This window comes from Barrientosiimonas endolithica (assembly GCF_030296655.1).
In the GTDB taxonomy this organism is placed as follows: domain Bacteria; phylum Actinomycetota; class Actinomycetes; order Actinomycetales; family Dermatophilaceae; genus Barrientosiimonas; species Barrientosiimonas humi.
The window spans coordinates 87,970-99,848 of record NZ_AP027735.1 but is presented as its reverse complement, the minus strand read 5'-3'; the positions used below and the strand labels follow the sequence as shown (position 1 = coordinate 99,848).

Here is an 11,879-nt window from a genome sequence, read left to right as displayed (position 1 = left end):
CCTTCGTGCGCTGTGGCGGAGGCGGAGGGATTTGAACCCTCGATGGGGTTGTAGCCCCAAACCCGCTTAGCAGGCGGGCGCCATAGACCTGACTAGGCGACGCCTCCCCGTCGAGCGTCCGCCAGGCTACCTGCGGCGCGGGTTCCCGACCAAACCGGACCGCCCAGCAACCACACAGGTTGATGTGGCGTCATGCTCGGTAACCGATCTGAGATGCTCGGGGTCACATCTGCTCGGTTCGCCTGACACTGCTGGAGACGGTGCGGGACGATGATCGGCGGTCGCGCCCCGACAGCATCGACGGTCGACCGTGCGCCACCCGAGCCGCACCGTGACCCGGTGCCTCCCGAGCCCCGCGAAGGATGATCCATGAGCCAGCCGCCGCCGGCGACGCCCCCGCAGCGGCCGTACGACCCCGGGACGAGCCGGGCGGGTCGGATCCTCTCTCCCGCAGCGGCTGGCGCGACCAGCAGGCGGGGCAGCGCGCCCAGCACAACGGTGAGGTGCGCCGGGCGTTCGGGCTCACCGCGCTGAGCACCCTGCTGCCCGGTCTCGGCCTGATCTTCACCCGCCGCCGCGGCCTCGGCATCCTGATGGCGCTGGCCGCGCTGATCACCTTCGGGCTCGTCGGTTTCTCGCTGCTCAGCGGCGGCGTGATCAGCAGCGCGGCGGGGTTCCTCACCGCGCGCGGGCTGCTGCTCCTGCTCGCCCTGTTCGTCATCGGCGGCGTGGTCTGGGTGCTCGGCATCATGCTGACCGCGCAGGAGACGGTGCGCGACTCGTGGTCGACGCGCTCGGTCTGGCTGCACCGCATCTTCGCCGCCGCCCTGTGCCTGCTGATCGCCGCGCCGTCGGCCCGCGGCGCGCAGTACGTCCTGATCACCAAGGACGCCTTCACCCGGATGACCGAGGAGCGCTACGCCGGCCGCGGCGGCTCGGCGCGCACCCCCGACGGCGGCTCCGACCCGTGGCGCGACGTGCCGCGCGTCAACGTGCTGCTCATCGGCTCCGACGCGGCCGACCAGCGCACCGGCGTGCGCACCGACTCGCTGATGGTCGCGAGCATCGACACCAAGACCGGCGACACCGTGCTGATCAGCGTGCCGCGCAACCTGCAGAAGGTGCCCTTCCCCGCCGACAACCCGCTGAAGAAGGTCTATCCGAACGGCTTCGACTGCGGCAACGAGTGCCTGATGGACGCGGTCTGGGAAGAGGCCGCCACCAAGAACCGCGACAAGTTCCCCGCCGACGAGGCCAACCCGGGGCTGAACACCACCCGCGAGGTCGTGCAGGAGATCGTCGGGCTCCCGATCGACTACACCACCGTGGTCGACCTGTCCGGCTTCACCAAGCTCGTCGACGCCATGGGCGGGGTCACGATGAACGTGCCGACCCGCATCCCGATCGGCGGCGTCATCCGCAACGGCTATGTCGTGCCCGGCAGCATCACCGACTGGATCGAGCCGGGCTACCAGCGGCTCAACGGGCACCAGGCGCTGTGGTACTCCCGCTCGCGCGCCACCACCAGCGACGACGACCGGATGCGTCGCCAGCGGTGCATGGTCAACGCCCTGGTGAGCCAGTCCAACCCGTTCTCGCTGCTGCAGAAGTTCCCCGACATCATGGCCGTCGCGGAGAACAACATCAGCTTCGACATCCCGCAGGAGCACCTGCCCGCCTTCGCGACCCTCGTGGAGACGATGCAGAAGGGCACGATGCGCAGCGTCAACCTGTCGCCGCCGATCATCAAGGGCTACGACCCCGACTACGCCAAGATCCGCGCGCTCGTGAAGCAGGCGACCACCGCCCCGCCGGAGAAGACGGCGCCGAAGTCGACCGGCTCGCCCACGCCGACGCCCAGCACGACCACGACGGTGCCGCCGACGAGCAGCAGCACCACCACGCAGGCGATCACCAACACGCGCGACTCCTGCTGAGAGACTGCGCACGGTCATACCGACGAAGGGGGACGCTCGTGGCGCGTCACACGGTGCTGACCGCGGCCGTCGCCGGCGTGGTGCTGGCCGGCGGGCTCGGCGGCTACATGCTGCTCAGCGACTACCGCGAGGGCTCCGCCGCCGACGACGACGCGCGGGCGGCCGCCGAGCAGTTCGCCCGCGCGTGGATGCAGCGCGCCCCGCAGGACGCCCGCTACATCGGCACCGACGGGCAGGGCGCCGCCGCCAACTTCCGCACCGCCACCGCCGCGCTCGGCTCGGGCCCGATCAAGATCACCGTCGGCGACCTGCGGCGCGACGGCAGCACCGCCACGGCCGACCTGCAGGTCAGCTGGACCCTGCGCAACGGCAAGCCGTTCCAGTGGGTCGACCCGGTGACCCTCGCCAAGTCGGGCCAGCAGTGGGGCGTCCAGGTCGGCGACACCTCGCTGTGGCACCCCAAGCTGGCGCCGAACGGCGCGTTCGCGGTGCGCGAGTCCGACGCGCAGCGCGGCGAGATCCTCGGCCGCGGCGGAGCGAAGCTGATGGCCAACCAGACCGTCTACGACGTCAAGATCGACCCGCAGAAGGCCACGCCGAGCAGCGTCGGCACGCTCGAGGGCGTCGTCGGCCAGCGCGGCCAGCTGCTGGCGAAGCTGACCGCCGCCAAGGCCCGCAAGTCCGAGGCGCTCATCCCGGTGATCACCTACCGCGCGAGCGACTACCAGCCCAAGGAGGACTCGCTCACCGGTCTCGACGGGATCGTCGTGGACGACCGGCAGCAGCCGCTCGCCGAGACCCGCACCTTCGGGCAGCCGCTGCTCGGCACCGTCGGCCCGGCCACCGACGAGATGATCAAGAAGCAGCCGAACCGCTACCGCCCCGGCATGTACGTCGGGCGCTCGGGCCTGCAGGCGGCGTTCGACTCGACCCTCGCGCCGAGCGGCGGGCTCACCGTCACCGTCGCCGGGCAGCCCGACCAGGTGCTGCACGGCGCCAAGCCGCAGCCCGGCACGTCGCTGCAGACCACCCTCGACCCGAAGGTGCAGCGCGCCGCCGAGAAGGCGATCAGCAACGCCGGCGACTCCTCCCCCGCCGCGATCGTGGCCCTCGACGTCAAGAGCGGCGACGTGCTGGCCGTCGCCAACGGGCCGAGCAACGGCATCAACCGTGCCCTGGCCGGGCAGTACCAGCCCGGGTCGACGCTCAAGGTGTCTACGACGTACGCCCTGCTCACCAACGGCTTCTCGGCCGACACCAAGGTGCCGTGCCCACCGAGCATCATGGTCGACGGCCGCCGCATCGGGAACTTCGAGCAGGAGACGCTGCCGGCCGACGCCGACTTCCGCGACAGCTTCGCCCAGTCGTGCAACACGGCTTTCGTGCAGGCCTCCAGCGACCTCGCGCCGGACGCGATGAGCACGTCGGCCAAGCAGCTCGGCATCGGCGTCGACTGGACCAAGCAGCTGGGCGTGCCGGCCTACACCGGGTCGGTGCCGCCGACCGACGGGAAGGTCGACCACGCCGCCGAGAGCTTCGGCCAGGCCCGCACGCTCGCCTCGCCGCTGTCGCTCGCGGTGATGGCCGGGTCGGTCGCGCGCGGCAGCTACGTCCCGCCGCAGCTGGTCGTGCAGTCCGGCACCGACCGCACCCCGAAGCCGCTCGACGGCAACGCGGTCGGGCAGATCCGGCAGATGATGCGCCAGGTCGTCACCGAGGGCACCGGCCGGCAGATGCAGGGCACCCCGGGCGGCGACGTGTTCGCCAAGACCGGCACGGCCGAGTTCGACGGCGCCGACGGGCCCGAGTCGCGCGCGTGGCTGGTCGGCTGGCAGGGCAACGTCGCGTTCGCCGTGCTGATCGAGACGGTGCCGCTGGGCAGCGGCGGCGGCGACCGGGCCGCCCCGGTGGCCAAGGACTTCCTGGCCTTGCTCTCGCAGGCCGGCTGAGGACGTACGCCATCGGGCACGACGAAGGCCCCGCACCGATCGGTGCGGGGCCTTCGGAGCCGGTCAGGAGACCGGCGAAGTCTGCTCTAGGGCAGGACTCAGACCGGGACGACGTTGGTCGCCTGCGGGCCCTTGTCGCCCTGGGTGATCTCGAACTCGACGCGCTGCTGCTCGTCGAGGCTGCGGTAACCCTGAGACTGGATGGCGGAGTAGTGGACGAAGACGTCCGGGCCGCCGCCGTCCTGGGCGATGAAGCCGAAGCCCTTCTCAGCGTTGAACCACTTGACGGTTCCCTGTGCCATGGGGTGTAACTCTCAATCTGTTGTTTCTCTGGCGTGAGACCCCGATGGTGCCGGGGCCGGCTGCCGATGACACCCCTGCCCGGACCGAGACGGTCCCGACACAGGAACGCCCGCTCGCGCGGGCGGTCCATCGATCACGAGGAACTGCAACTGCAACCGGGTGCGACGTTAGCACGCGACAGGTGAACACCAGACGGATGGAGCGCGTCGAGATGTTGCGCGCAGCCCCGCGCTGACGGGCCTCCGCCGTTGGGGTGGAGCGGTCCGCGGCGCCTCGGCCCCGCCCGGGGGCGGCGTACTGCGGTGGCGGAGGGCGTGGGATTCGAACCCACGAAGCCGGGGTAACCGACTTAGCGGTTTTCAAGACCGCCGCACTAGGCCACTATGCGAGCCCTCCCTGCCCGCACCAGCGGGCCCGTCCCCGAGTCTAGACGCGAGCCGGCCGTACGCCCGCGCGGGCGTGGGAACGCCGCTCTCGTCGCGTTAGGGTCGCGAGAACCGCCTGGAACAGGCGAGCCAACCCCGAAAGGAGCTGCACATCATGGGCAAGCTGTCCTTCCTCGTCGGCCTCGGAGCCGGATACGTCCTCGGCGCCAAGGCCGGCAGGCAGCGTTACGAGCAGATCAAGGACCGCGCGAACCAGGCGTGGGGCCACCCGCAGGTGCAGGACACGGTGGAGAAGGCGAGCGAGCAGGTGAAGGCCAAGGCGCCGCAGGTCGCGGCCGCCGCCGGCACCGCCGCGCAGAAGGCCGCAGGTCAGGCGGCCCGGGCCACCCCGGGCGTCTCGTCCGGGCCGGAGGCGCCCAACACCGCCGACGAGGACCTGCCGGAGACGATCCACCGCGACGAGAAGGGCAAGCTGCACGCCGAGCCCGGTGGCTTCGGCCCCGGCCCGGGCAACCTGCCCTGATCCTGCGCTCGCCCGACGCACGTCCAGCAGCACTGGTCGACACGCGTCACACGCGTATCGGGCACCCGCGACACGAGGCACGCCCGACGCCCCCAGGTCGCGAAATTCCGGGCGATCTGGCGTAGTTTCCATCGGGAAGCCGGTCACGGCTTGCCGTTCAACCAAGGACAGGACTCATTCATGAACCGCACTGACCTCGCCAGCACCATCGCGCAGAAGACCGGCGTGAGCGTCAAGGACGCCAACGCTGTCATCGGTGGACTGAACGATGTGATCCTCGAGGCCGTCGGCCGCGGCGACAAGATCCAGCTGCCGGGCCTGCTGACCATCGAGGTCGTCGACCGCGCGGCGCGCACCGGCCGCAACCCGCAGACCGGCGAGGAGATCCAGATCGCCGCGACGAAGGCCGCCAAGGTCACCGCGGGCAGCAAGCTCAAGGCTGCCGCCAAGGGCTGACGCCCCAGCGATCTTCTCCCCTTCGGCCGAGAGCCCGCACCGCCACCGGCGGAGCGGGCTCTCGGCGTCCTGGCAGGCGTACGGCCGTGCCGCCCTAGGCTGCTGAGCCATGCAGCCCGCCGCCCCGCAGCACGTCGGCGTCATCGGCCTCGGCCACATGGGTGCGCCCATGGCGGTCAACCTCGCGAGGGCGGGGTACGCCGTCGCCGGCTGGTCGCGCACGCCCCGCTCGCTCTCCGGGCCGGCGTCGCTGCGCACGACCACCGACCTCGCCGACCTGCGCGGGTGCGACACGCTCGTCTGCCTGCTGCCCGAGCTGGCCCACCTGGAGGCGCTGCTCGAGGACGGCTCGCTGCTGGCCCCGGGCCACGCGACGACCGCGCTGGTCGTGATGAGCACCTGCTCCCCGGTCGACGTGGTCGCGCTGGCCGAGCGGCTCGGCCCGCAGGTCGAGGTGGTCGACGCGCCGGTGAGCGGCGGGGCGCAGGGCGCCCAGGAGGCGCGGCTGTCGATCATGTGCGGCTGCACGCCGGAACAGCTGGAGCGGCTGCGGCCGATGCTGGAGGCGCTGGGCCGCACGGTGCGCCACCTCGGCCCGGTCGGCGCGGGCTCGGTCGCCAAGGCGGCCAACCAGCTGGTGGTGGCGGCCACGATGGAGGCGCTGGCCGAGGCGACCCTGCTCGCCGAGCGCCACGGCCTCGACCGCGCCCAGCTGCTGGAGGTGCTGGGCGGCGGGCTCGCGGCCTCGGAGCTGCTGCGTCAGCGCGGCCCGGCGCTGAGCAGCGACGACTTCACCCCGACCGCCGCGGCGCGGCTGTTCGTGAAGGACCTGCGCTACGCCGCGGAGGCCGCGGGCGACCTGCGGCTGCCGGTGCGCGACGCCGTGGCCGCCCAGTTCGACCGCACCGTGGCGCTCGGCCTGGGCGAGCAGGACATGGCGGTGCTGCTGCAGACCCTGCGGCACTCCCCCGAGCGTCCCTGATCAGACTGCCTCGGCGACGATGCCGCCAGACCGGAGCTTCCCTCGGTGACGATGCCGCCAGACCGGAGCTCCCCTCGGTGACGATGCCGCCAGACCGGAGCTTGCGACGGGCTGGCGGAGGAGGAACCGAGGTAATCAGTAGGCAGGGCCGGGCTGGCGGAGGAGGAACTGAGGCCAAAAGGACTAGATGTACAGCGCGGGGTCGGCGTAGGGGTCCTCTGCGGGGGCGGAGGTGCGCACCGTGGCGGGGATGCCGACGGCGACCGAGTCGCGCGGGACGTCCTTGACCACCACGGCGTTGGCGCCCACCTGGGTGCGTTCGCCGATCGTGACCGGGCCGAGGATGCGCGCGCCGGCGCCGATCGTCACGCCGTCGGCGATCGTGGGGTGGCGCTTGACCCGCTCCATCGAGCGGCCGCCGAGCGTGACGCCGTGATAGAGCATCACGTCGTCGCCGACCTCCGCGGTCTCGCCGATGACGACCCCCATGCCGTGGTCGATGAAGAAGCGCTGCCCGATGGTGGCGCCGGGGTGGATCTCGACGCCGGTGGCAGCGCGCGACGCGTGCGCCACGAGCCGCGCAGGGATGCGCCAGCGGTCACCCCGCTGCCACATCCGGTGGGCGACCCGGTGCGCCCAGACGGCGTGCAGCCCGGGCGAGGTGAGCACCACCTCCAGCGAGGATCCGGCGGCCGGGTCACGCAGCAGAGCCGCGTCGACGTCGTCGCGCAGCCCCGAGCGTACGTCGTCCACGGCTCGGCGCAGCCGCGCCAGCGGACGCCGGTCGTCGGTCTTCCCCGTCAGGAGGTGGGTGCCCATGGCCATCAGTCAACAAGACCCTCGAACAGCAGCGTGGACAGGTAGCGCTCGCCGAAGCTGGGGATGATCACGACGATCGTCTTGCCGGCGTTCTCCGGGCGGGCGGCGACCTGCGCGGCGGCCGCGAGCGCGGTGCCGGAGGAGATGCCGACCAGCAGGCCCTCCTGGGTGGCGGCCTTGCGGGCCCACTCCACCGAGGTCGGGAAGTCGATGTCGATGACCTCGTCGTAGATCTCGCGGTCGAGGATGTCGGGCACGAAGTTGGCACCGATGCCCTGGATCTTGTGCGGGCCGGGCTCGCCGCCGTTGAGGATCGGCGACTCGGCCGGCTCGACGGCGATCATCTGCACCTCGGGCTTGCGCTCCTTGAGCACCTGGCCGACGCCGGTGATGGTGCCGCCGGTGCCGATGCCGCTCACGACGATGTCGACGGCGCCGTCGGTGTCGTTCCAGATCTCCTCGGCGGTCGTGCGGCGGTGCACCTCGGGGTTGGCCTCGTTGGCGAACTGCCGGGCCAGCACCGCGCCCTCCTCCTTGGCGAGCTCCTGGGCCTTGGCGACCGCGCCCTTCATGCCCTCCGAGCCGGGGGTCAGCACCAGCTCGGCGCCGAACGCGCGCAGCAGGGCGCGGCGCTCCTTGCTCATCGTCTCGGGCATGGCCAGCACGACGCGGTATCCCTTGGCCGCCCCGACCATCGCGAGCGCGATGCCGGTGTTGCCCGAGGTGGCCTCGACGATCGTGCCGCCCGGCTTCAGCTCGCCGGACTTCTCGGCGGCCTCGACGATCGCGGCGCCGATGCGGTCCTTGACCGAGGCGGCGGGGTTGGCGAACTCCAGCTTGCCGGCGACGGTCACGCCGTCGGCGGCGCCGGTCTCGGCGCTGATGATCCGGTTGATCCGCACCAGCGGCGTCTGGCCGATGGACTGGGTGACGTCGTCGAGGATGGGCACGGGCATGCTCCTTGGGGTCGGTGCGGCCGGCGTACGCCAAGACCGGCAAAGGCTTATACGAACTCCAACGCCAGGTTATTCCCTCCGTGGTGGCGGCCGCCGGGTGAGTCCGGCACCCGGGCACCCCGGGCGCCGAAACCGCGTTTCAGCGCTTTGACCGTGCTGCAGCGGAGTCAGAGCGCTCAAACCGCGCTTCAGCACCGTCGGTACGCCCTCGCCGGGCGGCGCCTGCTCAGCCGGCGGCGTCGAGCCGCGCCCGCTGGTCGGCGGTCAGCTCCAGCCGCACGCCCGCGAGCGCGCTGTCGAGCTGCTCGGGCTTGCTGCCGCCGAGGATCGGCAGCATCGGCACCTCGCCGCCGGCGAGCCAGGCGAGCACCACCTGCCCCTTGCTGGCGCCGACCTCGTCCGCCACCTCGCCCAGCACCTGCAGCCGGGCCGCGTTGCCCTCGTGCTGGTAGGCCGGCGTGAACGGCCGGTCGTCGCGGTCGTACGCCCCGAGCAGCAGCGCGGTGTAGACCCACAGGTCGAGGTCGTTCCGCGCGACGTAGTCGACCGTCTCCGGCGTCACCATGCCGAAGCGCCAGTCCTGCCCCTCGACGACCACGCCGGGCTTGGGCTGCAGGTAGGAGTGGCGCAGCTGCAGCCCCGCGAACGGCGCCAGGCCCGCGGCCTGCGCGGCGGCCCGGGCGCGCTCCACGGCCCAGGTCGGGTTGTTGCAGATCGCGACCTCGTCGACCAGCCCGTCGCGCACCAGCTCACCGAAGGTCACGCCGACCTGGTCGATCGGCTCGCGGAGGTCCTCCGGGTGCGCCCAGTAACGGTCGATGCGCTCGACTCCGAGCCGCTCGAGGCTGAGCGCAAGCCCCGCCCGCACCGCCTGGCGGGACAGGCCCTCGTCGTGCTCGGGGTGACCGTGCGGGACCGTCGGCTGCACGCCGACCTTGGTGCTGAGGCGTACGTCCGCGCCCGGGTTGGCCCGCAGCCAGCGGCCGATGACCTCCTCGCTCTGGCCGCCGAGGCCGGAGGGGTCCTCCCAGAAGGAGTAGCAGTTGGCCGTGTCGATCCAGCGGCCCCCGGCCGCGACGAACCGGTCGAGCAGCGCGAAGCTGGCGCGGTCGTCGAGGCGGGTTCCGAAATACATCGCGCCGAGCACGAGGCGGGGTTCGTTCACGCGCCCCACCCTCAGGTGCGTGCGGCCCGCCCGTCAATCTCGATCCGCGACCGGCAGACGAGCCGGGAACGTTACCAGCGGGTAACCCATCGTTAGACTGCGCGCATGACCCCGCTCCAGATCGTCTGCGCCGTCATCGCGCTGGGCATCACCGCCGTCGGCATCGCGCTGATGGTCCGCGCCGTGCGCCGCATCCTGGCCACCTTCCGCCTCGGCCAGCCCGAGAACCGCGGCGACCACAAGGGCGAGCGCACCCGCACCCTGCTGCGCGAGTTCCTCGGCCACACCCGCATGTCGCGCATCCGCATCGTGTCGGCCGCGCACTGGGTGACGATGATCGCGTTCGGCTTCCTGTTCTTCACGCTGCTGACGGCGTTCGGGCAGATCTTCGACCCGCACTTCGCGATCCCGCTGATCGGCCACTTCCCGGTGTACGAGTGGATCACCGACATCCTCACGATCACCGGCATCGTCGGGATCGTCGTGCTGATGGCCGTGCGCCGCAAGAACCACCCGGGCCGGGTCCCGACCGAGCGCCGCTCGCGCTTCTTCGGGTCGACGTTCTGGCAGGCCTACTACGTCGAGCTGACCATCCTCGGCGTGATGCTGTGCATCCTGACCCTGCGCGGCCTGGAGTTCGCCCTGCAGAGCAAGTCCGAGGACGTCAACGCGATCCTGCACTACCCGCTGACCTTCCCCGTCGGCGAGGCGTTCAGCGGGCTGTCGCAGACGTCGCTGGAGCAGCTCATCGTCGTCATCGCGACGATCAAGATCGTCATCTCGTTCGCCTGGATGATCACCATCTCGCTGAACACCACGATGGGCGTCGCCTGGCACCGCTTCCTGGCGTTCTTCAACATCTTCTTCAAGCGGCACGCCGACGGGCGCACGTCGCTCGGTGCGCTGGCGCCGATGCAGATCGACGGCAAGCCGGTCGACTTCGACAACCTCGACGAGCTGATGGACGACGAGAGCGAGGCCGAGCCGAAGCTGGGCGTCGGCGCCGTCGAGCAGTTCACCTGGAAGGGCCTGCTCGACTTCTCCACCTGCACCGAGTGCGGTCGCTGCCAGAGCCAGTGCCCCGCGTGGAACACCGAGAAGCCGCTGTCGCCCAAGCTGCTGATGATGACGCTGCGCGACCACGCCAGCGCCAAGGCGCCGTATCTGCAGGCGGCACAGGCGGGTTCGGCCGTGGCGGTCGAGGAGGCCCAGGGCTCGCAGACGGCGCAGGTCGCCGAGCTCAGTCTCGTCGGGCAGACCGGCTACGACATCGGCTCGCCGCTGACGGCGTACGACCCGCTCGGCGTGAGCGGTGCCGGCGCCGTGGTCGACGAGGACGTCCTGTGGTCGTGCACCACGTGCGGGGCGTGCGTCGAGCAGTGCCCGGTCGACATCGAGCACGTCGACCACATCGTCGACATGCGCCGCCACCAGGTGCTGCTGGAGTCGGCGTTCCCGACCGAGCTCGGCGGGCTGTTCAAGAACCTGGAGAACAAGCAGAACCCGTGGGGCATGTCCGCGCGGGCGCGGATGGACTGGGCCAAGGACCTGCCGTTCGACGTCAAGGTCATCGGGGGCTCGGGCAGCAACGCCGTCGAGTCGGCCACGGACGTCGAGTGGCTGTTCTGGGTCGGGTGCGCGGGGGCGTACGAGGACCGCGCGAAGAAGACCACGCGCGCGGTGGCCGAGCTGCTGCACACTGCGGGCGTGGAGTTCGCGGTGCTCGGCGACGGCGAGACCTGCACCGGCGACCCGGCGCGGCGCGCGGGCAACGAGATGCTCTTCCAGATGCTCGCGCAGCAGAACGTCGAGACGCTGGGCGAGGTCGGCGCGACCAAGATCGTCGTCACCTGCGCGCACTGCTTCAACACGATCAAGAACGAGTACCCCCAGCTCGGCGGGTCCTACGAGGTCGTGCACCACACGCAGCTGCTCAACCGCCTCGTGCGCGAGAAGAAGCTGACGCCGGTCGCGCGCCCCGACGAGGCCGACACCTCCGGCGCCGCCTCGACCGCGCCGAGCGTGACCTACCACGACCCGTGCTACCTCGGCCGGCACAACGGGGTGTACGCCCCGCCGCGCGAGCTGATCGGCGCGCTGCCGGGGGTGGAGTACCGCGAGATGGAGCGGTCGGGCGAGACCTCGTTCTGCTGCGGCGCCGGCGGCGCGCGCATGTGGATGGAGGAGAAGCTCGGCAACCGCATCAACCTCGACCGCACCGCCGAGGCGGTCGCGACGGGCGCCGACCGGATCGCCATCGGCTGCCCGTTCTGCCGCGTGATGCTCACCGACGGCCTCACCGCCCAGCAGTCCGACGGGCAGGCGCGCGAGGACGTCGAGGTGGTCGACGTCGCCAACATGCTGCTGGCGGCGGTCAAGCGCGGCTGAGCTGGTCGAGTAGGC

At 71.5% G+C, this 11,879-nt stretch carries 10 protein-coding genes and 2 tRNA genes; 6 read left to right on the top strand and 6 right to left on the bottom strand.

The annotated features are described in order from the left end of the window. Positions 1-13: 13 nt before the first annotated feature. Positions 14-107 (bottom strand) — tRNA-Ser (locus tag QUE40_RS00470). 255 nt (positions 108-362) lie between these two features. Between QUE40_RS00470 and QUE40_RS00465 the strand changes: the two genes are divergently transcribed. Both QUE40_RS00465 and QUE40_RS00460 read left to right on the top strand, forming a co-directional pair. Continuing rightward, positions 363-1,937: an LCP family protein gene (locus QUE40_RS00465; protein WP_289231985.1), complete on the top strand. Its 1,575-nt coding sequence runs from the start codon at positions 363-365 to the stop codon at positions 1,935-1,937. 38 nt (positions 1,938-1,975) lie between these two features. Then, the gene (locus tag QUE40_RS00460; RefSeq protein WP_289231984.1) at positions 1,976-3,886 is read left to right on the top strand and encodes a penicillin-binding transpeptidase domain-containing protein; all 1,911 of its coding nucleotides are present in this window, start codon (positions 1,976-1,978) and stop codon (positions 3,884-3,886) included. Positions 3,887-3,984: 98 nt separating this feature from the next. On the opposite strand, the gene QUE40_RS00455 is transcribed toward QUE40_RS00460, so the two are convergent. Both QUE40_RS00455 and QUE40_RS00450 read right to left on the bottom strand, forming a co-directional pair. Next, positions 3,985-4,188, bottom strand: coding sequence for a cold-shock protein (locus QUE40_RS00455; RefSeq protein ID WP_142007732.1), 204 nt, complete (start codon positions 4,186-4,188; stop codon positions 3,985-3,987). Between the two features lie 304 nt (positions 4,189-4,492). After that, a tRNA-Ser gene (locus QUE40_RS00450) sits at positions 4,493-4,585 on the bottom strand. Positions 4,586-4,729: 144 nt separating this feature from the next. Between QUE40_RS00450 and QUE40_RS00445 the strand changes: the two genes are divergently transcribed. The 3 genes from QUE40_RS00445 (at position 4,730) to QUE40_RS00435 (ending at position 6,536) form a co-directional block, all read left to right on the top strand. Continuing rightward, positions 4,730-5,098: a YtxH domain-containing protein gene (locus QUE40_RS00445; RefSeq protein ID WP_142007731.1), complete on the top strand. Its 369-nt coding sequence runs from the start codon at positions 4,730-4,732 to the stop codon at positions 5,096-5,098. Positions 5,099-5,278: 180 nt separating this feature from the next. Continuing rightward, entirely contained in the window at positions 5,279-5,554 is a 276-nt protein-coding gene (locus tag QUE40_RS00440; RefSeq protein WP_142007730.1) for an HU family DNA-binding protein, read from the top strand. A gap of 109 nt (positions 5,555-5,663) precedes the next feature. Then, entirely contained in the window at positions 5,664-6,536 is an 873-nt protein-coding gene (locus tag QUE40_RS00435) for an NAD(P)-dependent oxidoreductase (RefSeq protein WP_289231983.1), read from the top strand. 183 nt (positions 6,537-6,719) lie between these two features. Here QUE40_RS00435 and epsC read toward each other — a convergent pair whose 3' ends face one another. The 3 genes from epsC to QUE40_RS00420 form a co-directional block, all read right to left on the bottom strand. Next, positions 6,720-7,361: a serine O-acetyltransferase EpsC gene (gene epsC / locus QUE40_RS00430; RefSeq protein ID WP_420809474.1), complete on the bottom strand. Its 642-nt coding sequence runs from the start codon at positions 7,359-7,361 to the stop codon at positions 6,720-6,722. Further along, positions 7,361-8,305 carry a cysteine synthase A gene (gene cysK, locus QUE40_RS00425; protein WP_289231982.1) on the bottom strand — a complete coding sequence of 315 codons (945 nt, stop codon included), beginning with the start codon at positions 8,303-8,305 and terminating at the stop codon, positions 7,361-7,363. The genes epsC and cysK overlap by 1 nt, the downstream gene beginning before the upstream one ends. Before the next feature lie 232 nt (positions 8,306-8,537). Beyond that, positions 8,538-9,476, bottom strand: a complete 939-nt coding sequence (locus QUE40_RS00420; protein WP_289231981.1) for an aldo/keto reductase — start codon at positions 9,474-9,476, stop codon at positions 8,538-8,540. A 105-nt stretch (positions 9,477-9,581) separates the two neighbouring features. Between QUE40_RS00420 and QUE40_RS00415 the strand changes: the two genes are divergently transcribed. Beyond that, positions 9,582-11,864: a (Fe-S)-binding protein gene (locus QUE40_RS00415; RefSeq protein ID WP_289231980.1), complete on the top strand. Its 2,283-nt coding sequence runs from the start codon at positions 9,582-9,584 to the stop codon at positions 11,862-11,864. Positions 11,865-11,879: the final 15 nt, after the last annotated feature.